Consider the following 21337-nt stretch of genomic DNA (forward strand, 5'->3'; position numbering starts at 1 on the left):
CAGGTCAGGGCTTTTTTGATGTGAGTACCGTGCATCCGCCGGTTTACCCCCTTTCGGCCAATCCTTGGCCCTGTCGATAACCTCTGGCCGTGGCTGATGCGAAAAGTACTCGGCCACGTCCCGCCACTTTGTCGCCGGGCGCGGTGTTCATTTTCATCCAGCCGAAATGCGCCCCCCCTGCGTTTGACCGGGATCACCCCAGGCAGCACTGGCATAACAAATGCTTGCTCAGGTTTCAAAACACTGCAGGTTGCACCCGCTCGCGGTTCTGGTGATGCAACGCACTGCGCGAACCCCGACGCTAGACGCGTCCTGGAACGAGAAAAGGAGCCAGAGGATGTCAGCATCTGTTACAGCGGCAACGCCTAATCTGCCCACCGTCAAAACCGTGGGCTTTCTGGTGATACCGAACTTCACCACTATCGGCTTTGCCTCTGCAATTGAAACCCTGCGCATGGCCAATATGGCGGCACGCCGCGAGATGTTTCGCAGCGTCATCATCGCCCCCAACATGGACCCTGTGACTGCCAGCAATGGCATGCGTATCCTGCCGGACTACGCCGTGGGCGCCGCACCAAAACTGGACATTTTGTTAGTGGTCGGGTCAAACCCGATCGTTTCGCACCTCAGCAGCCGGCCGCTGCTCAACTGGCTGCGCAAGCTGGCGCATGAACGGGTGACACTGGGGGGCATTTGCACCGGCAGTTACTGGCTTGCGCGTGCAGGACTTCTTAAGGGCTATCGCTGCACCATCCATTGGGAAGACATCGAAACCCTCAAGGACCACTTTCCCGGCATCATTATTTCCAACCAGCTGTTCGAGATGGACCGCGACCGCTACACCTGCTCAGGTGGCGTAGCGTCCATGGACATGACCTTGCAAATAATTGCCCGAGAACCGGGTGGAAGGGAGGTCGCAGCGCATGCTGGCGAGTTGCTGCTGTGTGATCGCGCCCGCAGTGCGCAAGAGCAGCAACGCGTGCCGTTGCGGCAAAAGCTGGGGACTTCGCAGCCCAAGCTCAGCCAGGTGGTGGCGATTATGGAAGCTAACCTTGAAGAGCCCGTCAGCCTTGAAGACTTGGCGCGTTTGAATGAAGTGTCGGTGCGCCAGCTTGAACGGCTGTTTCACAAGCACCTGCAACGCACGCCGAGCCAGTATTACCTGGAGTTGCGATTGGCGCGCGCCCGCACCTTGTTGCTGCGCAGCGAGTCGCAAGTGCGGGATATTGCCCTCGCCTGCGGCTTTGTTTCGGCGGCGCATTTCTCCAAGTGCTACAGCCGGTTGTTCGGTGTCTCGCCGATCGGCGAACGCAAGCAAGTGGCTTTGCACTGAATTGGGGACTTGACTGCAGGAGCGAGCTTGCCTCGCGATCTTTTAAAAGATCAAAAGATCAAAAGATCGCGAGGCAGCTCGCTCCTACGGGGGGTGGGGTTGTTGCTTAGTCTTGCAGTGCCTTGTGCGCTGTTTCGCGACTGGCCAGCATCGCTATCAACGCCACCGCTGCCGCAGCCAGCAAATACCAGGCCGGGGCCATTTTGTTGCCGGTGAGTTGAATCAGCCACGTGGCGATAAACGGTGCCGTCCCGCCAAACAAGGCATTGGCGATATTGAAGCTGAAGGCAAAGCCGCTGAAACGCACTCGGGTGGGGAAGATTTCGGCCAGAAAGCACGGCAAGGTGCCATCGTTCATCGCCAGAATCGCGCCAAAGGCAATCTGGATCATCAGAATCACCACCAGCGACGGATTACCCAGCATCCCGAACAGCGGGAATGTCAGTCCCAGAAACAACACTGACGCCGCCACCAGCATGGTTTTTCGGCCGAAACGGTCAGACAGCTTGCCCATCAAGAAGATCAAGCCAATGTAAGTGGCCAGTGACACGGTGGACGCAATAAATGAATCGCTTTCACTCATGCCCATTTCCGTCGACAGGTAGGTCGGCATGTAACTGAGCAGCAGGTAAAACGCCACCGCGTTCAGGCAGGTCACGCCAATCCCGATCATCACGGCACGGCGATGCACTGTGAGCAACTCACGAATCGGCGCATGGGTCGCGCACTCCTTGGCTTCCAGGCGCTTTTCCATCTCCAGAAACTTGGGTGAGTCCTGCAAGCTCATGCGGATATAGCGGCCCACCAGACCAAACGGCGCGGCCAGCAGAAAGGGCAAGCGCCAGCCCCAGTCATGGAGGTTTTCAACGGTCATCAGCGCGTGCAACCCAGCCACAAAAACCGCGCCGAACAACAGACCGGCCGCCGTACTCGCCGGAACAATGCTGGTGTAAAAACCGCGTTTGCCTTCTGGCGCATATTCGGCCAGAAACGCCGATGCGCCCGCATATTCGCCTGACGCCGAAAACCCCTGCACCAATCGGATCAGCAGCAGCAATGCAGGAGCCCACAGACCGATATGGTTGTAGCCCGGCAGCAAGCCAATGCAAAAAGTCGAGATGGTCATAATCAGAATCGACCAGGCCAGGGCACTGCGGCGTCCGTATTTGTCTCCGAAGTGGCCCCAGACAAGCCCTCCGATCGGACGCACGATAAACGACAGGGCAAACACTGCGAAGGTTGCCAGCAGCCCGGTGGAGGCATTGGTCTGCGGGAAAAACGTCAAGGCGATGACCGTCGCCAGATAGCCATAAGCAGCGTAGTCAAACCACTCGACAAAGTTACCCAGAAAACTCGCCGTGGCCGCGCGGCGCAATGCCTTGCGTTCACTGCTCAGTTCCAGTTGTTGTTCGACGGTCAGGGACAGCGTGGACGAAACTGTGGACATGACAAATACCCTCATTGTGCTTTTGTTGGCAGGGGTAATGGGTCAGAAAGCGCTGCGCGTCTAAGCGCGCATGCGCTGGGGGGTGTGTCGTTGCTGTTGAAGGCTGCGATAAAGACCCTGGGGGCCTTAAAAAAACGGGTTGCTTCACAACCCTTCGCAGCCTTCGGCAGCGACTACGGTGTTCAGGTTATTTCTTGATGATGTTGTGCTTCGGACCGTATGGGAAATGGGTGATATTTTCACCGCCTTGCTCATTGACGATCAAGATGTCGTGCTCGCGATAGCCACCTGCGCCCGGCCGACCTTCAGGGATCATGATCATCGGTTCAATCGACACCACCATCCCCGGTTCCAGTACGGTGTCGATGTCTTCGCGCAGTTCCAGTCCGGCTTCTCGGCCGTAGTAGTGGCTCAAGGTGCCGAATGAGTGGCCATAGCCGAAGGTGCGGTATTGCAACAGGTCGTGCTCAAGGAATATTTCGTTCAATTGCAGGGCGATGTCCGAGCAACGCATGCCTGGCTTGATCAGTTTTAACCCGGCCTCGTGCACTTTCACGTTGACTTCCCACAGCCGCAGGTGCTCATCAGAGCAGTGATCGAGGAACAGGGTACGTTCCAGCGCGGTGTAGTAACCGGCAATCATCGGGAAGCAGTTAAGGCTCAGAATGTCGCCCTTGTTGACCTTGCGGGTGGTCACCGGGTTGTGCGCACCATCGGTGTTGATACCCGACTGGAACCAGGTCCAGGTGTCCATCAGTTCAGAATCCGGGAAGGTGCGGGCAATTTCGCGCACCATGGCCTGGGTGGCGTGCAGCGCCACTTCGTATTCCGGCACCTGGTCACCCAGGGCTTCGAGAATGGCTGCGCCGCCAATGTCGGCAATGCGCGCGCCATGACGAATGACAGCGTGCTCTTCGCCAGACTTGATCATGCGCATGCGCATGCAGGGCGCAGCGATGTCGACGAACTCGGCCTGCGGGTAACGATCGGCTAACTTGCCGCGATTGAGCAGGTTCATGTGGTCGAATTCAATGCCGATACGCCCGGCCTTCGGCAGCGCTTGCTGGATAGCGACGAAGTAGTTGTCGCGCTGCCAGTCGGTGTACACGATGTTGTCGGTGCCCATGGTCCGGCGCCATGGCTGGCCACCATCGATGTTGGCGCTGATAGTCACCGCGCTGTCCTGCGTGATCACCAGCGCGTAGTTGCGACCGAACGAGCAGTACAGAAAATCGCTGTAATAGTTGAGATTGTGATAAGAGGTGAACACCGCCGCATCGATGTTGTTCTGCGCCATGTAGGCGCGCAGCTTGGCCTGGCGATTGGCATATTCCTGGGCCGAGAACGTCGGCGTGACTTTTTCGCCGTTCTTGATCTGGATGGTTTTAGGCATTTGCATGTCATTTACCCTTATCTGTGATCGCACTTCAGAAGCCGCCATCGGGGCGGGCCGTTGAGGATCATTCGAACAGATGCAAAGCCGCTTTTTTTGTGTGAATCCGACCTGTAGTTGATCAGATCCGCTGTGCAACCTGCGCGCCAGAAGGATGAAACCTGACACGTCGACCTTGATAGCATTTGCACAGCATTGGCATTAATGGGATATTCGCAAATGTGAAATATTCTCATTAGAACCCCTATGCCTATCTCCACTCACCTGCTTTTGGTAGAAGACGATTTCAGACTGCGTCACGACCTGGAGCGTCATCTGCTATTGCGCGGCTTTACCGTGACCAGTTGTCCTGACGGCATTCAAGGCCTGAAGGCCTTACAGGAGCGTCCGTTTGATCTGGTGCTGCTCGACATCATGTTGCCGGGCATGGATGGCCTGTCGCTGCTAGAAGCCCTGCGCCGCCAGCAAGATGTACCCGTGATGCTGATGTCGGCACTGGGTAACGAACAAGACCGCATCACCGGCTTTACCCGGGGCGCCGATGACTATCTGCCCAAACCTTTCAGCCTGGCGGAACTGGACGCCCGCACCGACGCCCTGCTACGGCGCATGGCCATGCTCAAGCCCACGCCTGCCGAGCAGCGCAAGGGGGCATTACGCTTTGATGAGGCCGCGCAAGACGTCGTGCATAACGGCCAGAGCGCCGGGCTGACGCTGTCGGAATATCGGGTATTAACGACCCTGCACGAGCACGGTGGCCAGGCCCTGAGCAAAGCGTTTCTGTACCAGCATGTGCTGCACCGCATCTATACCCGCCTGGATCGTGGCCTGGATGTGCATGTGTGCAATGTGCGGCGCAAGCTGGCAGCCATCGGCGCGCAACACATTCAGATTCAGGCCGTGCGCGGTCAGGGTTACATCCTGGTCGAGATGGAGCGCCCGTGATGCGCCGTCATCCCTTGTTGTGGAAGCTGGCACTGTTGCAAGTCAGCTTCTGTTTGCTGCTGACCTGGATTATCTGGATCTGGGGCCTCTCGGCCGAACGCCAGACCTATTTCCTGTCTGCGCAAGCGCGTGACCATCTGGGCCACTACGCCCACCAAGCCGAAAGTATCTGGCAGGCACAGGGCACGTCCGGGCTTGAACACTTCACCCAACAACTGGCCGCCAAAGAAGACACATGGGTCACCGTACTGGGCCCGCACCTCGAAAGCCTGAGCAACACACCGCTGACGCCCGAGCTTTATCGCCAACTGACCTTTATGCGCCAACTGCATTGGCCCATGAGCCGGCGTCTGCAGGACGAACTGCCCTACGTCAGTATTCCGTTCCCGAACCACCCTGATCAGGGCCAGTTGGTCATCCAGCTTCCCGAACACATGCTGCCCAGCGGCCTTACCCCCTGGACCCACGTGCTCAGCCATGGCCTGATGCCGACCTTGCTCGCTGCACTGCTCGGGCTGCTGCTGTACCGCCAATTGGTGCTGCCACTCAATCGCTTGCGCGACCGGGCCGACGCGCTGCGCGCCGATGACCTGGACAGTGAGGTCCCCCTGCCGTTGATCAAGCGTCGCGATGAACTGGGCGAACTGGCTCAAGCCTTTGAACACATGGCCAGCCGCCTGCGCAGCAGCCTGAACCAACAGCGTTTGTTGCTGCGCACCTTGTCTCACGAACTGCGCACCCCGCTGGCCCGATTGCGTATCGCCCATGACAGCCTCTTGCCGCCGAACCAATTGCGCCAACGGCTGGACCGTGAAATCGATGACATGCAGCGCCTGCTGGAAGACACCCTGAACCTGGCCTGGATGGACACTGAACGCCCCCAACTGCGCAGCGAGCCGGTACTGGTGTTGTCGGTATGGGAGGCGTTGTGTGTAGACGCCTGTTTCGAAAGTGGCTGGGCACCTGAGCGGCTGCCTTGCCTGCTGGGTACCGATTGTTATGTGCACGTACACCTCGACAGCCTGGCTCAGGCCCTGGAAAACCTGCTGCGCAATGCCATTCGGTATTCGCCCGCACATGGCACGGTGACGTTAAGCGGCTGGCGCGAAGGCGACGCCTGGCATTTATGCCTTAAAGACGAAGGCCCCGGCGTGGCCGCCGAAGATTTGCCTGACCTGTTTGTACCGTATCAGCGCCTCAAAGGCTCCATCGGTGAGGGTTTCGGCCTGGGGTTGGCCATTGCCCAGCGTGCGATTGAACTGCAACAAGGCCGATTGTGGGCCACTAATGGCGAGACCGGCCTATGCATGCATCTGTTGTTGCCTGCCGAGAAGTGTTTAGAAAGTTAATGCGCTTTACTCTCAATTAGCACTCATTATCATTCGTGATCTTCTTGTATCTGGTTGTCTCGGAGATCACCCGATGTCGTTACATGCGCTGCGCCCTCTCGCCCCTTTTGTCTTGTCCAGTTGCTGGCTGCTGGCCAGTTCCGTCCATGCGGCCACTCAGGACACCCTGCCAGCGGCACTGGAACTGCAAAACACCAACGTCGTTGCCACCGCGCTGGAAGAAACCAAGCAGGCGCCGGGCGTGTCGATCATCACCGCCGAAGACATCAAAAAGCGCCCGCCAGCCAATGACCTGTCGCAGATCATCCGGACCATGCCGGGGGTAAACCTGACGGGTAACTCCACCAGCGGTCAGCGCGGTAACAACCGCCAGATCGACATTCGCGGCATGGGCCCGGAAAACACCCTGATTCTGGTGGATGGCAAGCCGGTCAACAGCCGCAACTCCGTACGCTACGGCTGGCGGGGAGAACGTGACAGCCGAGGCGACACCAACTGGGTGCCCGCTGATCAGGTCGAACGTATCGAAGTACTGCGTGGCCCGGCGGCTGCGCTTTACGGCAACGGTGCTGCGGGCGGGGTGATCAATATCATCACCCAACAGGCCGGGGCTCAAACCCACGGCAACGCAACGGTGTACAGCAACTTCCCCAGCCACAAGGACGAAGGTGCCACCCAGCGGGTGAGCTTCGGCCTCAATGGCCCACTGACTGACACCTTGAGCTATCGGGTCTATGGCAATGTTGCGAAAACCGACTCGGATGACTGGGACATAAACGCGGGCCACGAATCGGCGCGTACTGGCAACCAGGCAGGCACCCTCCCCGCAGGCCGCGAAGGCGTGCGCAACAAAGACGTGAACGGCTTGCTGAGCTGGCGCATCACCCCCGACCAGACTCTGGATTTCGAAGCCGGGTATAGCCGCCAGGGCAATATCTATACCGGCGACACGCAAAACACCAACAGCAACGCCTACGTTAAAAACCTGTTGGGCCACGAAACTAACCGTACCTACCGCGAAACCTACGCGCTGACGCACCGTGGCGAATGGGATTTGGGCAGCAGCATGGCCTATCTGCAATACGAAAAGACTCGCAACACGCGGATCAACGAAGGCCTCGCGGGTGGCACGGAAGGCATCTTCAGCAGCAACGATTTCTACACCGCCGTACTGAAGGATCTCACCGCCCACGCTGAAGTCAACCTGCCACTATCGGCCGGTTTCGATCAAACGCTGACCCTCGGTACCGAGTGGACCCAGCAAAAACTCGACGACCCCAGCGCCACTACCCAGACCACCAGTGAAGGCGGCGCAGTCAGCGGCCTGACCAGCACCCACCGCAGCACCGCGTCGGCGGCGCAGATTTTCTCGCTGTTTGCGGCTGATAACATTGAGCTGGATCCCGGCACGATGCTCACCCCCGGCATGCGCCTGGATCATCACAGTGTTGTAGGCAACAACTGGAGCCCCTCGCTCAACCTGTCGCATGCCTTGACCGATACCCTGAGCCTCAAGGCAGGCATCGCCCGCGCCTACAAGGCGCCGAACCTGTATCAGCTCGATCCCGACTATCTGCTGTATAGCCGTGGCCAGGGCTGCTATGGCCAAAGCACCAGTTGCTACTTGCAAGGCAATGCAGACCTCAAGGCCGAAACCAGCGTCAACAAAGAACTGGGCATCGAGTACAAGAACGAGGGTCTGGTGGCGGGTCTGACTTACTTTCGCAACGACTACAAAAACAAGATCGAATCAGGCTTGACCCCCGTAGGTAACGCCGTGGGGGGCACCGGCACTTACGCCAATGCGGCGATCTATCAATGGGAGAACGTGCCCAAGGCACTGGTTGAAGGCCTGGAAGGTACGCTGACGCTGCCACTGACGCCGCACCTCACCTGGACCCACAACTTCACCTACATGCTGCAATCGAAGAACAAGGAAACCGGTGACTCCCTGTCTGTCACGCCGCGTTACACCCTGAACTCGATGCTGGACTGGCAAGCCCTTGAAGACCTATCGCTGCAGGCCAGCGTAGCCTGGTACGGCAAGCAAACACCCAAAAAATACGACTACCACGGCGACCGCGTGACCGGCACCTCCAACAACCAGGTAGCGCCTTACGCCATCGCCGGTATCAGCGCCACCTACGCCATCACCCGCCACTTGAGCGTGACGGCGGGCGTCGACAACCTGTTTGACAAACGCCTGTTTCGCGAAGGCAACGCTCAGGGCGTGGCCAACATCGCCGGAGCCGGCGCCGCCACTTACAACGAGCCGGGGCGCACGCTTTACACCAGCCTGACAGCATCGTTCTAAACAATAACGAGATCGCCCGATGAGAAACCTGCCCCTCCTTCTGGCGTTGCCGCTTGCCCTGGCCTTGCCAGCGCAAGCAGCGCAGGCAAGGCCAGCGCCTGACCAGCCAATGGATACCCGCCTGTTACAGCGCAACGACTTGAGCTACCGCTTTAGCAGCCTGCTGATTGATTCCGCTGACGGCCAGCGCCACTACCAACTGTGGATTGGCCGCCCCACAACACCGCCACCCGCAGGGGGATACCCGCTGGTATGGATGCTCGATGGCAATGCGGCCATCGGCGCACTGGACCCGCCGTTACTGAGAACGCTGGCAGACGGCAAAGCGCCGTTGCTGGTCGCCGTCGGCTACCAGACGCCACTGCGCATTGAACGCACTGCCCGCACCTACGACTACACCCCGAACAGGCCCGGGCTTGACCGACAAGCCGATCCGCTGACCCAACAACCGAGCGGCGGTGCCGACGAATTCCTCGACCTGTTGCGTGACAAAATGCGTCCGGCCGTTGCGGCCCATGCACCGATTAATCTGCAACAGCAAACCCTGTGGGGGCATTCCTATGGTGGCCTGCTGGTGCTGCATGCCCTGTTCACCCGGCCCACAGAATTTGCCCACTATGCAGCCGCCAGCCCCTCGCTGTGGTGGACCGAGGTCAAACCGCAGGCTGACTTTAAACAGCGTATCGACGGGCATCATGCGCACCTGCTATTGATGCGCGGCACCGCCGAGCCCGGCAACCCGCGCGGCCCCAGCGTCGGACAACCGGATCGACTGATGCAACAGTTGAAAAGCCAGTTGAGCGCCATTGCGGGGCTGACGGTTGACTACCACACCTTTGACGGCATGAGCCACGGCGAGACCCTGCCCGCTTCGGTGCGTTATGTGTTGCAAACGCAAGGCTTGTGAATGCAGGCCAAGCCTGCGATAAGGGCCGTCATATCCATCACGCACCTGCGCCAGCGGCTACAAAACTTCGGCAACTCATGATGTTTGAACTCACCAGCTATCTTGGCCTGTTCTTGGCGGCGTTCGGCGCCGCGTCGATACTGCCCATGCAATCTGAAGCCGTGCTGGTGACTATGTTGCTGTCCGGTAACTATATCGCCGTGACCCTGCTATGCGTGGCAACGCTGGGCAATGTGCTCGGTTCTGTCTTGAACTGGATACTGGGGCGCTCGATTGAACGCTTTCGCCATCACCGCTGGTTCCCGGTCAGCGCCCCCAAACTGGACAAGGCACAACGCTTCTACCTGCGTTACGGACGCGGGTCCTTGCTGTTGAGTTGGGTGCCTGTCATTGGCGATCCTTTGACAGTCATCGCCGGAGTCATGCGCGAACCATTGTGGCGTTTCGTACTGATCGTCACACTGGCCAAAGGTGCTCGTTATCTGGTGCTGACAGCCGTCACCGTGGGCTGGGCCTAGACAGCCTACAAGCACCTCCTACCCTATCTTCGCTTCCCACCTAGCCACTAAAAGGATTCGTACTACAGCCAGTCTCAATTACGACTTGCACACTTGCACGATCCAGCAGCTCTCCTGACGTTTTGTTACATCAGGACGCCTGCAACGCAAGGAGACGCGAACATGTCACGCCTATTCCCTCCTCCTCGTTTCAGCCTCACGGTTGAAAGCGTTACCCACGCCTTTCATGTGCTGTCCTTCTACGGCAACGAAGCCATCAATATGCCTTATACCTTCGATGTCGAGATTGTCAGCGAACAGGCCAACCTGGATTTCGTTGAACTGTTGCATCAGCCTGCCTTCCTGGCTTACGGCCCCCATGGACGAGGCGTTCATGGGCAAATCTATGCCATCGCCCAAGGCCGCCCCCACCCCAACTTCACGCTGTACACGCTGACTCTGGTACCGCAACTGACGTACCTTGAGCACCGCACCCATCAGCGCATCTTTGAGCAGCAAACTGCCCAGCAAATCATCGTGCAACTCCTCAAAGAGCACGGCATCTTGAGTGACGCGTATACATTCAAACTCAAATACACCCATCACGTCCGTGACTACTGCGTGCAATATCATGAAACCGACCTGCACTTTGTCCAGCGCCTGTGCGAAGAAGAAGGCATTCACTATCACTTCCAGCACAGCCACCAAGGTCATCTGCTGGTGTTTGGGGATAACCAGGATGCTTTCTCGGCACTCGAGCACCCGACGCCGTTTCTCTTCGATAAAAAACACCAGCCGGTGTTGAACAGCGGCCATTGCAACGCAATATGGCTGCTGACCGACATTCATCACCAAGGCAAGCAACCGCAAACACTGGAACAAAATCCCACAGATGGTTTTGTTCAGGGGTATCGCAATCACTTTGCGGTCACGTTGCTGGGCGAGACCTATCGCCCGGCGCGCACGCACACCAAGCCCTGCGTACTGGAGGCGCAAATCGCGCGCGTGATCAAACAAGACATGGCCCATCGGGTCGAGGTGCAGTTTTACTGGCACCGCGAAAAGCAAAAAGCCCGATACAGCCGCTGCTGGCTGCCTGTCCCCCCCCGTTGGTGGGGCGTGCCACACGTCGGCGCTGAGGTGCTGGTGGCATTCATTGAAGGTGACCCCGACCAGCCGACTATCACCCACTGTCTGCCAGACAATCGGGGGCCTGCAGGCCGCCAGCCGGTTAACGGCAGCGTGCTGCGCAGGCGCAGCACACCAAACGGCACCGGCTATAACGAGATGCCAATTGAAGCACCCAAGGACGTGAGCGTCTCATCCGCAAGACGCCCCGCAAAGAGTAAGCCTCACGGCAACTGAGCCCCCGCAACCGCAACATGGATCATGTACAGCGATGTATTGGCGGTGATGAACAAGCGATTACGCCGAGGCCCGCCAAACGTCAGGTTAGCCACTGTTTCAGGCAATAGAATCTTGCCCAGCAGCACGCCGTTGGCATCGAAACACTGGACCCCATCACCGGCGCTGGTCCAGATGTTGCCCTGGACGTCGACCCGCAAGCCGTCCGGAATACCCGGTTCGATTTGCGCCAGCACGCGGGACTGGCCCAACCGGCAGTTATCAATGACCTGCAGGGCGCGGATGTGGTGCGCGGCATCCGGGTCGTGAGAGCGGGCCGAGTCAGCGACGTACAGGGTTTTGCCGTCCGGTGAAAATGCCAGGCCGTTAGGCTGTTCGAAGTCATCGGCAACGCACGTGATTTCCAAGGTGTTCGGGTCCACACGAAACACATTGCGCCCGCTCTGTTCCGGCTCGGCCTGATAGCCTTCGTAGTCGCTGAGAATGCCGTAAGTCGGGTCGGTGAACCAAATACCGCCATCACTGTGTACCACCACGTCATTGGGCGAGTTGAGACGTTTGCCTTCGAACTGATCGGCCAGCACGGTGATGCGGCCATCCGGCTCGGTGCGTGTGACACTTCGGGTGCCATGCTGGCAGGTCACCAGCCGCCCTTGCAGATCACGGGTGTTACCGTTGGCAAAGTCGGATGCTGTGCGAAACACCGAGACGCCCTGCTCCGGGGTCCAGCGCAGGATGCGCTGATTAGGGATGTCGCTCCACAGCAAGTAGCCGCCATCGTTGAACCACACTGGGCCTTCTGCCCAGCGGCACCCATCATAGAGGCGCTCCAGTTGGGTGTTGGGCAGGGTCAGGCTGCGAAAACGCTTGTCGTTGTATTGGTAAATCTCGTCGTTCATTTTTCGGTCCTGACTCAAAGACTACGCAGGCTTTTACGCCCGCTAACGGCGGCGATCACCGCAATAATGATGACCCCGGTAAGGATCAGCCGCACACCCGCGCTGGCGCCAAAGGTGTTGAGCATGCTGACCAGCAAATACAGAAACAGCGCCGCACCCCACAACCCCGGTACGTTGGAAAAACCGCCCGCCACCGACGTGCCGCCAATGACCACCACAGCAATCGACGCCAGTAGGTATTCATCGCCCATGCTCAGCGACGCACCACCGGAAAACCCCGCCAGCAATACACCGCAGAGGCTGGCAAACACTGCGCTCAGCACATACGTCGCCCAGCGCACACGCTCGACCCGCACCCCGGCCAACTCGGCCGCCCGCATGTTCTGGCCCACGGCCAAGGCCCAGCGACCGTAGAGCGTGCGGCTCAGCAGGTAGCCTGCACAGACCGTCAGCAAGACCACCGCCACCGCAAGGTAAGGCACGCCCATCACCTTCCCGGTCGAGAACTGATAAAACAGTTCCGGCGGGGCAATCCGTACACTGCGCCCGTAAGCGATGGCCACGGACTGCAACAAAAAGCTGGCCGACAAGGTGGCAATGATCGGCGGGATGCGCAGCACGCGAATCAGTGCGTAGTTGGCGCACCCCACCAGCACCCCGACAGCCAGGACGCCGGTCACGCCCAGGATGATCAACTCATTCTGGCTGTCCATCAGCTTCATGCCAACCGCACCGCTCAGGGCGATATTGGCCGGGATCGACAGGTCGATATTGCCGGGGCCGGTGGTGATGACGAACATCTGCCCCACACCGACGATCACAAAAAAGGCTGAAAAAGACAGCGCGCTGGAGGTCAATGCTCCCGCGCCCTCGCCTTGGGTAAACACCAGGGTCGCGAGCGACACCAGCAAGGCCGCCAGAAACGACCACAACCAGGGTTTGCTGCGCACACGGTCGAAATGAAGGTTCAGGTTCATGCTGGACGAGCCTCTAGACGGTTGACGGCAGTGCGCAGGGCCAACACCAGAATCAAAATCGCGCCCTGGGCGCCGATCTGCCAATCTGGCGAAATGCGGATAAACGACAACAGCGATCCGGCCAGCACCAGGGTCAATGCCCCCAGCACCGCCCCCACGGGCGAGACTCGCCCGCCGGTGAATTCACCGCCGCCCAGAATCACCCCGGCAATCGACAGCAAGGTGTAGCGCAGAGCCATGTTGGCGTCAGCCGAGGTGGTCAAACCCACCAGAAACAAGCCTGATAGCACGCCGAAAGTGCCCGCCATTGCATACAACGTGACCTTGATCCGCAGCAATGACCACCCGGCCTTGGCAATCGCCAACGGGTTGCCACCGGCGCCGCGCAGTACCACGCCCCAGGTGGAGCGCATCAAAAACAGATGCACCGCCACGGCCAGCAACACGCACACCACCACCGCGAACGGTAATAACGGCGTCTTGATTTTGACCAGCGCCTGCAACCATTGCGGTGCACTGCCGCCGGGTGCGGGCAACAACAGCACCGCGCCGCCAACCCAGATGAATGACATGCCCAAGGTGACCACAATCGCCGGTAACTGGCGGATATGGATCAAGGCACCGAGCACGGCATACACCGCCACACACCCCACCAGCGCCAGACAGCCGAGCAACGGATGATCGTTGAGCAACGTGGCGGCCACACAGGCGACAAAGCTGATAAAACTGCCCAGCGACAGATCAAGGTCATTGACCGTGATAATCAGCATTTGCGCGATGGTGGCCAGGGCGATAGGCACCGCCAGGTTGAGCATCAGGTTCATGCCCATGTAGCTCATGGCCCGAGGCTGCATGATGAAAATCGTTGCCAGCAGCACGATCAACGAAACGGCGGGCAACGCGTTACGCAACAAACGCGCCCGATTGACTGCTCTCGCTGCAGATGTTGTCGCAGCGTCACAGGTTTGAGGTTGGGATTTTAACGTCATGGGTTGAGGCGCGTTCATGCCACCTCCTCCTGAAAGGAACTGCGCAGCACTTGCGCTTCACTCAATTGATCGCGCGCCATATCAGCGACTGTCTGGCCATCGCGAAACACATAGATGTGATCACAGTGGTCCAGCTCTTCCAGTTCAGTGGTGTACCAGATAAAGGTGCGCCCCCGGCTCGCTTCGTCCTTGATAATGGCGTAGACCTCGCGCTTGGTGCCGACATCGACCCCACGCATCGGGTCGTCCATCAAAATCAAGTCACTGTCGCTGGCCAGCGCCCTGGCAAACAGGGCTTTTTGCTGGTTGCCCCCCGACAACGACAAAATCGGACTGTTCATGTCCGGCGTGCGAATACCCATGCGTTGCTGCCACTGCGCCGCCATGGTCTGCTCGGCAGCCGGGTCGATCAGCGGCCCGTGCCTGAGCGCGGCCAGCGAGCTGATAGTGATGTTCTCGGCAATCGACCACAGGTTAAATATGCCGTCGGTTTGCCGATCACCTGCAACCAGCGCCACCGGCAGGCCTTTGGCCACCCGTTCGCGCAACAATTGCACCAGCCATTGGCTCTGTCCCTGGCCCGCGAGCCCGGCCAGACCGACAATTTCACCGGCCCAGGCCGCCACGGTGTGCTGGTTGCGCTGGCGCGCCGGGCGCTGGTTGACCACGGCGGGCTGGCTGTCGCGCTTGGACACAAACACTTGGCTGGCAGCGTGTGCCTTGCTGTCCATGGAGCCCATTGATTCGACCAGCGACGCATGCGTAAAGGCACTGGCCGCGCGAACGTCAACCACACAACCATCACTCATGACCGCGATGCGATCACAGGTCGCGAGCATTTCACCAAGGATGTGGCTGATCAGCACCACGCAGCCGCCGCCTTCAACGTAGCGCCGTACATGCCGCAGCAGTTGCTCAGCGACCCGCGCGTCAAGTGAGGAGGTCGGTTCGTCGAGAATCACTAAGGCCAGGTGTTCATCAACACAGGTAAAGGCCCGGGCGATCTCAACCATCTGCCGCTGCCCGATCGGCAAGTCCGCGATCACAGCGCCAGGGCTGATCCCGTGCCCCGGAAAAATGCTGTCCAGGCTGGCCACAATCAACGCCCCGGCCTTGCGCCGCCAACCCAAGCCACGCAGCGCCGGACACATCAGGCGAGTGTTTTCAGCCACCGTCAGGTTGGGGCACAGCGACAACTCCTGAAACACACAGCGAATCCCGTGTTGGCGGGCGACCTGCACCGAGTAGCCACTGCGCACATCCGCACCGGCCATTAACAGCGCGCCACTGTCGGCGCGCAGGGTGCCGGCCAAAATATGCATCAGTGTCGATTTGCCGGCGCCGTTGTGACCGATCAGGCCCAGGCACTCGCCAGCCTGAAACATCAGGTCAACGCTGTCTAAGGCGCGCACGGCACCAAAACGCTTGCCAACCCCCTTGAGGTCAACCAGCGGAGCTTGAGTCGTAGTCATCACACTCTCCTCGACTGCTCGCGCTTAGTGCGCAACAGGGCTTTTGAGCTGGGCCACGTCATCCACGCTGTACACGTGGCTAACAATCCCGCCTTTCTCCAGGCCTTTAAGCGAGCTTTCTAGGGTGTCCTGGCTCACGCTGATGGCAGGTGACAACAGGTCATGGGGCATTTGCTTGCCGTCCAGCAGTTGCTGGGCCACCCAAAACGACAGGCTGGCAATACTCGGGGCGCTGGAGATAGAGAACGACTCATACCCTGTGGCGTCTTTTTGCTTTTTCCACCACGCCAACTCTTCTTCACGGTTGCCAAAGATGATCACCGGCAGCGGGCGCCCGGCAGCGGTAAACGCCTGCGCCACGCCAAAGCCATCATCCCCCTGGGTCACCACCGCATCGACTTTGGGCAGGCTCGGCAAAATCCCGGACACGGCTTTCTGGGCCACAGTCTGTGACCAGTTGCCGTTGACCGCACCGACGATTTTCAACTGAGGGTGCTTTTGCGCGCCCGCGATGATCCCGGAGTGAATCGTGTCATCCACAGAAACCCCGGCCAGGCCGCGCACTTCCAGCACATTAGCGCCTTGTGGGAAGCGCTTGGCCAGATAGTCCATGGCATCAATGCCGCTTTGTTTGAAGTCCATGGAAACCCGGTAAGCGCAGGGCTCGGTGACGATCCCGTCAAACGACACCACGATGATGCCCGCATCACACGCTTGCTTGACCGCGCCATTGAGCGCTGTCGGCGAGGCCGCATTGATGACGATGGCGTTGTAGCCCTGCAAAATCAGGTTCTGGATTTGCGCCGCCTGTTCGGTGGCCTGGTTTTCGCCGGTGGTAAAGGAGTCGGCCCCGGAAATAATCCCGGCTTTAACGGCCTGATCGGTGGTCTGCTGCCAACTGGCGAGCATGCTTTGACGCCACGAGTTACCGGCGTAGTTGTTGGACAGCGCGATGGTTTTGTCGGCCGTATCAGCCTGAGCGGACATAAAAGGAGCAAGCAGCAATGCAGTGGACAATAAAGCACAACGCAGCGTGAAACGTTCCATGGCAAGACCCTTTTTATTATTGTGGGCTTCGGCCGCCGAATGACTCGGTCGTACCTGATAACGCCACCAGTCTGATACGGCCGCACGGCCTGTGTCTGGGGCGTTACTGCACACTTGATACCCTTTGCGCGCAAATAACCTGCGGGATCCCGCAAAATAAACGCGTATCCGTGCAGCATTTTTGCGCATGCCGCTGAGCGGCTTTAAGCCATAATCGTGGCTCGGTTCGCCAGCGGGCGAACCTCATGACAGGTCGTACGCCATGGCGCAAAGAACCCCCATCGCCGCTGAAAGTGTGTTGCACCATTTTCTCGGGATTTCCCGTGCGCTGGCCGGGCGTCTGGACTTTCAGTCAATGATCGAGGCGGTGTCCGAAGAGATCCGTTTTATCCTGCCCCACGACCATCTGGACGTCAGCCTGTTGCTTGATGACGACAATCACCTGTCGGCTTACGAAACAGGTCTGCATACCTCGTGGAGCGACTTTGCGATTAATCCGCTGGAAATAGCGCGCAGCCCGATTCGCTCGCTGCTGCTGGGTGAAACGCCGTACATTCTCAGCGATGACGCCATGATCGATGAGCGCTTCCAGTTCCCCGGCGCACTCAATCACCCGATCTTCGATGCAAACCTGCGCAGCCGCCTGCACGTCCCCCTGCGTGCTCGGGGCGAAGTCATCGGCGCGCTGAGTTGCTCGACCCACGTGGCCAACTTTTACACCCTCGATGACGTACACCACACCCAGCACGTGGCCGATTTGCTGGCCTCCTACCTCTACGCCCTGCACCAGACCGAACAGGCCAAACAACTGGCCATTGTCGAGGCGCAGATCCGCGCCCGTGAAGAAGGCCTGCGCCTGGGGGTATTGCGCCTCACCGAAGAGTTGGAAAACGAGCGCCAGCGTATCGGCATGGACCTGCACGATCAGACCCTGGCGGACATGACCCGCCTGCACCGACGCATCGCACGTCTGCAATTGCAAGACAACGTGACGTCGTCAGAACTCGCCCCCATCGGCCAGGCCCTGCACGAAAGCATGCAAGAGTTGCGGTTGATCATCGACGCGGTCAAACCGACCATCCTGCAACTGTTCGGCTTTGTCGAAGGCCTCGAAGACCTGCTGCTGCGCAGCGTGCGCAACAGCGGCCTGCCGATCGTCACGCAATTGCGCGACAACACAGACGGGCTGGCCAACGCCCTGGCCGAACCGCAAAAAATCGCCCTGTTCCGAATCGTTCAAGAAGCGGTGAATAATGCGATCAAACACGCAGCTCCGAGCGTGATCATCGTCGAAATCACCGCTTCCAATAGCCATCTGCAACTGACCATACTCGACGATGGGCGTGGGCTTGACCCTGTCAGCCGCCTGGAAACCGGGGGCATCAAAAACATGCAGGTCCGTGCGCAGTTGCTCAGTGCCCACGTACAGATCGACAAAGGCCCGAGCGGCAAAGGCACTTGTGTGCAAATCAACCTGCCGCTGCCGACGCACGCCTAAGGAACCCCCATGGACATCCTGTTAATCGAAGACGACCCGGTGCACCGGGCCTTCTTCAAAGAAGTCATCGAAAATGCGCTGCCCGAATGCGAGCGCTTGCTTGAAGCCGAGGACGGGCTGGTCGGCGAGCGCCTGGCCCATGAGTTTGCCGTGACGTCTGTGGTCATGGACTTGCAGATGCCCCGCCGCACTGGGGTTGAAGCGGCGCGGGCCATTTGGCGCGAGCGCCCGCAGACCTCAATCATGTTCTGGTCCAACTACGCCGATGAAGCCTACGTACGCGGCATATCGCGCATCGTCCCCGAGGGCGCGGCCTACGGCTACATCCTCAAGACCGCCTCCGAAGATCGCCTGCGCCTGGCGCTGCGCAGCCTGTTTATCGAACAGCAATGCGTCATTGACCGTGAAGTGCGCGGGGTCCAGCAAAAAAGCCAGAACCTGCTGCTGGGCTTGACCGACACCGAATACGAGGTGCTGCAAGACATCGCGCTGGGCCTGACCGACCGCATCATCGCCCAGCGTCGTAACCTGTCGCTGCGCAGCGTGCAAAACCGTCTGCAACAGCTCTACGAAAAACTCGGTGTGCGTCAGCCCACGGAAGACAGCGACAGCGGACCGGCCTTTAACCTGCGCGCCCGCGCGGTCAACGTGGCGCTGTTGCGCAAACTGCTGAACCGCACCGCGCTGGAACAGGCCGAAATCGAGTTGCAGGAATGGCTCAAAGACCCACGTTTCAAACATTTATGGCACTAAGCTCGCGCCTGCCATTGGCGCTACCGGCTACAGCGCGCTTTCACATTTTTTTCACTCGCAGCTGCTATTCTTCGCAACTTCTTTGGGGAGTAGCTGGCTGTCACTTGTGTGGCGGCGCTCTGGTCAACATTCTCGGCAACCTGCCGTGGCCATGGCATCCATCCGGATTTGCGAGACCAACGACATACCTGTGCTGAAGTCGGGCGCGCAGGGTCATGTCGTTGTTTTCAAGCCCGGCTGGACTGTAAACGTGAACGCCATTGCCCTGATTTTCCTTGCCTTTGCCATGTCAACGGATGCCTTTGCGGCGGCCATCGGTAAAGGTTCAAGCCTGCACAAACCGCGCTTCACCGAAGCCCTGCGTACCGGCCTTATATTTGGCGTGATTGAAGCCATCACACCGGTCATTGGCTGGGTAATCGGCCAGGCCGCCAGCAGTTATGTCACCCGCTGGGATCACTGGATCGCCTTCACCCTGCTGCTGGGGCTGGGGCTTTACATGATCTACAACGGGGTTAAGCCCGAGGAAGAAGAACCCGAGGACAAACCTGCGCAGCACTCCTTCTGGATTCTGGTGATCACGGCGATTGCTACCAGCATCGACGCACTGGCGGTCGGGGTTGGCCTGGCATTTGTCGACGTCAATATCTGGCTCGCGGCAGCAGCGATAGGCCTGGCAACCATGACCATGGTCATCATCGGCACCCTGCTGGGCCGCGCCTTGGGCAGTCTGGTGGGCAAGCGTGCGGAAATTGTCGGGGGGGTGGTGCTGATGCTCGTCGGGGCGACGATCTTGTATGAGCATTTAAGCGCGGCGTAAAAACAAAAGAGGAATCTGACAGCGTGTCCGATTCCTCTTTGGGTTAACTCAGCTCGCGGTGCCAGAGCGCGCCAGCCGGTACATCGTCCAACTGTAGAAAACCAGCGCCAGCGTGGCCAACGAGCCGCCTGCGAGCCCCACATAAGCAAAACCCAAATGGCCGCCGACCCAGCTACCCAGCAGCGCACCACCGCCGATGCCGATGTTGTAGATGCCTGAAAACATCGCCATGGCAACGTCGGTGGCGTCGGGCGCCAGGTTCAATACTTTCGACTGCAGGGCCAGGCCAAAGCCCATGATCGCCATGCCCCAGACAATACTCAGAACGCTCAGCGATTCGACCCAGCCACTGGCCGGCAACAGCAACAACAGGCACAGCGCCAGCAACCCCACGGCGATCAACAGAAAGCCCTGTGGGTTGTACTTGTGAAACCAGCTAAAGCACAGTGAACCGATGATCCCTGCCCCGCCGAACAACAGCAGAATCAAGGTCACGGTGTTGCTGCTCATGCCTGCGGCCCCTTCGACAAAGGGTTCGACATAGCTGTAAGCGGTAAATTGGGCGGTGACGACTACGGCCGTCAGTACATAAATCGCCACCAATGCAGGCCGTTTGAACAATACCGGCAAACTCCTGAGCGAGCCCGAGTTCTGGCTAGGCAGCAGCGGCAGGGTTCGGGTAAGCCACAACACCAATAATCCGGCCAGTGCGCCAATCACCAGAAACGTGGTGCGCCAGCCCATGGCCTCGCCCAGCAAACGCCCCAGCGGCACGCCCAAGACCATCGCCAGTGAAGTGCCGGTGGCCAGCAAACCCAAGGCCTGGACCTGTTTGCCTTCCGGAGCAAGACGTACGGCCAGAGACGCGGTAATGGACCAAAACAGCGCATGGGACAACGCCACACCAATCCGGCTAAGCAGCAAAATGCCAAAGTGGGTCGCGACGCTGGACAGCAGATGGCTGGCAATAAACATCCCGAACAGCACCAACAACAGCTTGCGGCGTTCGACGTTGCGGGTCAGCAGCATGATCGGTAGCGAGGTCAGAGACACCACCCACGCATAGATCGTCAGCATCAGTCCGACACTGGCGGTGGTCATGTCAAAACTGGCACCAATGGCGCTCAGCAGGCCTACAGGGACAAATTCGGTGGTGTTGAACACGAACGCGGCCAGCGCCAGTGCTATGACCGGTTGCCAATTTGCGCTAGGTGTCGCAGGGGAATTGCTCATTTATGGGGGGCACTACTCGCTATCGATGATCTGACAGGCTCGTGACTCGGCTGTCTTTGCAGACAGCTTAGTCAGAACCACACGGGGCGGCATTCTATA

At 59.2% G+C, this 21337-nt stretch carries 18 protein-coding genes and 1 pseudogene; 10 read left to right on the top strand and 9 right to left on the bottom strand.

The features are described 5' to 3' along the window. Positions 1-24: 24 nt before the first annotated feature. A pseudogene (locus ACIQYF_RS05685) lies at positions 25-120 on the bottom strand (hypothetical protein); the annotation flags it as partial. Between the two features lie 217 nt (positions 121-337). Between ACIQYF_RS05685 and ACIQYF_RS05690 the strand changes: the two are divergent. Beyond that, positions 338-1333 carry a GlxA family transcriptional regulator gene (locus ACIQYF_RS05690; protein ID WP_402857841.1) on the top strand — a complete coding sequence of 332 codons (996 nt, stop codon included), beginning with the start codon at positions 338-340 and terminating at the stop codon, positions 1331-1333. 106 nt (positions 1334-1439) lie between these two features. Here ACIQYF_RS05690 and ACIQYF_RS05695 read toward each other — a convergent pair whose 3' ends face one another. Then, positions 1440-2780 (bottom strand): MFS transporter, encoded by a 1341-nt coding sequence (locus ACIQYF_RS05695; protein ID WP_402857844.1) that lies wholly within the window; start codon positions 2778-2780, stop codon positions 1440-1442. A gap of 187 nt (positions 2781-2967) precedes the next feature. Then, on the bottom strand, positions 2968-4179 hold the full coding sequence (locus ACIQYF_RS05700) for a M24 family metallopeptidase (protein WP_402857847.1): 1212 nt from the start codon (positions 4177-4179) through the stop codon (positions 2968-2970). Between the two features lie 246 nt (positions 4180-4425). Here ACIQYF_RS05700 and ACIQYF_RS05705 point away from each other — a divergent pair, with 246 nt between their 5' ends. From ACIQYF_RS05705 to tssI, 6 genes are all read left to right on the top strand, one after another. Next, complete coding sequence (locus ACIQYF_RS05705; RefSeq protein ID WP_402858049.1) at positions 4426-5118, top strand: response regulator transcription factor; 693 nt, start codon at positions 4426-4428, stop codon at positions 5116-5118. Further along, positions 5118-6467, top strand: a complete 1350-nt coding sequence (locus ACIQYF_RS05710) for a histidine kinase sensor domain-containing protein (protein WP_402857850.1) — start codon at positions 5118-5120, stop codon at positions 6465-6467. The genes ACIQYF_RS05705 and ACIQYF_RS05710 overlap by 1 nt, the downstream gene beginning before the upstream one ends. Positions 6468-6540: 73 nt before the next feature. Next, positions 6541-8781, top strand: coding sequence for a TonB-dependent siderophore receptor (locus ACIQYF_RS05715; protein ID WP_402857853.1), 2241 nt, complete (start codon positions 6541-6543; stop codon positions 8779-8781). Between the two features lie 19 nt (positions 8782-8800). Next, positions 8801-9688: an alpha/beta hydrolase gene (locus ACIQYF_RS05720; RefSeq protein WP_402857856.1), complete on the top strand. Its 888-nt coding sequence runs from the start codon at positions 8801-8803 to the stop codon at positions 9686-9688. Between the two features lie 80 nt (positions 9689-9768). Further along, complete coding sequence (locus ACIQYF_RS05725) at positions 9769-10206, top strand: YqaA family protein (RefSeq protein WP_402857859.1); 438 nt, start codon at positions 9769-9771, stop codon at positions 10204-10206. A gap of 162 nt (positions 10207-10368) precedes the next feature. Then, positions 10369-11550 (top strand): type VI secretion system tip protein TssI/VgrG, encoded by a 1182-nt coding sequence (tssI, locus tag ACIQYF_RS05730; RefSeq protein ID WP_402857862.1) that lies wholly within the window; start codon positions 10369-10371, stop codon positions 11548-11550. Here tssI and ACIQYF_RS05735 read toward each other — a convergent pair. From ACIQYF_RS05735 to ACIQYF_RS05755, 5 genes are read right to left on the bottom strand one after another with little or no spacing between them, the layout of a single operon-like run. Continuing rightward, positions 11538-12449: an SMP-30/gluconolactonase/LRE family protein gene (locus tag ACIQYF_RS05735; protein WP_402857865.1), complete on the bottom strand. Its 912-nt coding sequence runs from the start codon at positions 12447-12449 to the stop codon at positions 11538-11540. The genes tssI and ACIQYF_RS05735 overlap by 13 nt on opposite strands. Before the next feature lie 14 nt (positions 12450-12463). Further along, the gene (locus ACIQYF_RS05740) at positions 12464-13426 is read right to left on the bottom strand and encodes an ABC transporter permease (RefSeq protein ID WP_402857868.1); all 963 of its coding nucleotides are present in this window, start codon (positions 13424-13426) and stop codon (positions 12464-12466) included. Next, the gene (locus tag ACIQYF_RS05745) at positions 13423-14433 is read right to left on the bottom strand and encodes an ABC transporter permease (protein WP_402857871.1); all 1011 of its coding nucleotides are present in this window, start codon (positions 14431-14433) and stop codon (positions 13423-13425) included. The genes ACIQYF_RS05740 and ACIQYF_RS05745 overlap by 4 nt, the downstream gene beginning before the upstream one ends. Further along, a complete protein-coding gene (locus ACIQYF_RS05750) occupies positions 14430-15887 on the bottom strand; it encodes a sugar ABC transporter ATP-binding protein (RefSeq protein WP_402857874.1) in 1458 nt (485 codons plus the stop codon). Before ACIQYF_RS05750 ends, ACIQYF_RS05745 begins: the two co-directional genes overlap by 4 nt. Positions 15888-15911: 24 nt before the next feature. Beyond that, on the bottom strand, positions 15912-16934 hold the full coding sequence (locus ACIQYF_RS05755) for an ABC transporter substrate-binding protein (protein ID WP_402857877.1): 1023 nt from the start codon (positions 16932-16934) through the stop codon (positions 15912-15914). A gap of 262 nt (positions 16935-17196) precedes the next feature. Between ACIQYF_RS05755 and ACIQYF_RS05760 the strand changes: the two genes are divergently transcribed. From ACIQYF_RS05760 to mntP, 3 genes are all read left to right on the top strand, one after another. Next, positions 17197-18432, top strand: coding sequence for a GAF domain-containing sensor histidine kinase (locus ACIQYF_RS05760; RefSeq protein ID WP_402857880.1), 1236 nt, complete (start codon positions 17197-17199; stop codon positions 18430-18432). Between the two features lie 9 nt (positions 18433-18441). Next, positions 18442-19185 carry a response regulator gene (locus tag ACIQYF_RS05765; RefSeq protein WP_402857883.1) on the top strand — a complete coding sequence of 248 codons (744 nt, stop codon included), beginning with the start codon at positions 18442-18444 and terminating at the stop codon, positions 19183-19185. A gap of 250 nt (positions 19186-19435) precedes the next feature. Further along, positions 19436-20005: a manganese efflux pump MntP gene (gene mntP, locus ACIQYF_RS05770; protein WP_402857886.1), complete on the top strand. Its 570-nt coding sequence runs from the start codon at positions 19436-19438 to the stop codon at positions 20003-20005. Positions 20006-20053: 48 nt separating this feature from the next. Here mntP and ACIQYF_RS05775 read toward each other — a convergent pair whose 3' ends face one another. Continuing rightward, a complete protein-coding gene (locus ACIQYF_RS05775; RefSeq protein ID WP_402857889.1) occupies positions 20054-21238 on the bottom strand; it encodes a sugar transporter in 1185 nt (394 codons plus the stop codon). Between the last annotated feature and the right edge of the window lie 99 nt (positions 21239-21337).

It is taken from the genome of Pseudomonas sp. NPDC096917 (assembly GCF_044762555.1).
Taxonomy (GTDB): domain Bacteria; phylum Pseudomonadota; class Gammaproteobacteria; order Pseudomonadales; family Pseudomonadaceae; genus Aquipseudomonas.

Coding starts and splice junctions, on each gene's coding strand:
- ACIQYF_RS05690 (WP_402857841.1), top strand. CDS start 338: ATGTCAGCATCTGTTACAGCGGCAACGCCTAATCTGCCCACCGTCAAA.
- ACIQYF_RS05695 (WP_402857844.1), bottom strand. CDS start 2,780: ATGTCCACAGTTTCGTCCACGCTGTCCCTGACCGTCGAACAACAACTG.
- ACIQYF_RS05700 (WP_402857847.1), bottom strand. CDS start 4,179: ATGCAAATGCCTAAAACCATCCAGATCAAGAACGGCGAAAAAGTCACG.
- ACIQYF_RS05710 (WP_402857850.1), top strand. CDS start 5,118: ATGCGCCGTCATCCCTTGTTGTGGAAGCTGGCACTGTTGCAAGTCAGC.
- ACIQYF_RS05715 (WP_402857853.1), top strand. CDS start 6,541: ATGTCGTTACATGCGCTGCGCCCTCTCGCCCCTTTTGTCTTGTCCAGT.
- ACIQYF_RS05720 (WP_402857856.1), top strand. CDS start 8,801: ATGAGAAACCTGCCCCTCCTTCTGGCGTTGCCGCTTGCCCTGGCCTTG.
- ACIQYF_RS05725 (WP_402857859.1), top strand. CDS start 9,769: ATGTTTGAACTCACCAGCTATCTTGGCCTGTTCTTGGCGGCGTTCGGC.
- tssI (WP_402857862.1), top strand. CDS start 10,369: ATGTCACGCCTATTCCCTCCTCCTCGTTTCAGCCTCACGGTTGAAAGC.
- ACIQYF_RS05735 (WP_402857865.1), bottom strand. CDS start 12,449: ATGAACGACGAGATTTACCAATACAACGACAAGCGTTTTCGCAGCCTG.
- ACIQYF_RS05740 (WP_402857868.1), bottom strand. CDS start 13,426: ATGAACCTGAACCTTCATTTCGACCGTGTGCGCAGCAAACCCTGGTTG.
- ACIQYF_RS05745 (WP_402857871.1), bottom strand. CDS start 14,433: ATGAACGCGCCTCAACCCATGACGTTAAAATCCCAACCTCAAACCTGT.
- ACIQYF_RS05750 (WP_402857874.1), bottom strand. CDS start 15,887: ATGACTACGACTCAAGCTCCGCTGGTTGACCTCAAGGGGGTTGGCAAG.
- ACIQYF_RS05755 (WP_402857877.1), bottom strand. CDS start 16,934: ATGGAACGTTTCACGCTGCGTTGTGCTTTATTGTCCACTGCATTGCTG.
- ACIQYF_RS05760 (WP_402857880.1), top strand. CDS start 17,197: ATGGCGCAAAGAACCCCCATCGCCGCTGAAAGTGTGTTGCACCATTTT.
- ACIQYF_RS05765 (WP_402857883.1), top strand. CDS start 18,442: ATGGACATCCTGTTAATCGAAGACGACCCGGTGCACCGGGCCTTCTTC.
- ACIQYF_RS05775 (WP_402857889.1), bottom strand. CDS start 21,238: ATGAGCAATTCCCCTGCGACACCTAGCGCAAATTGGCAACCGGTCATA.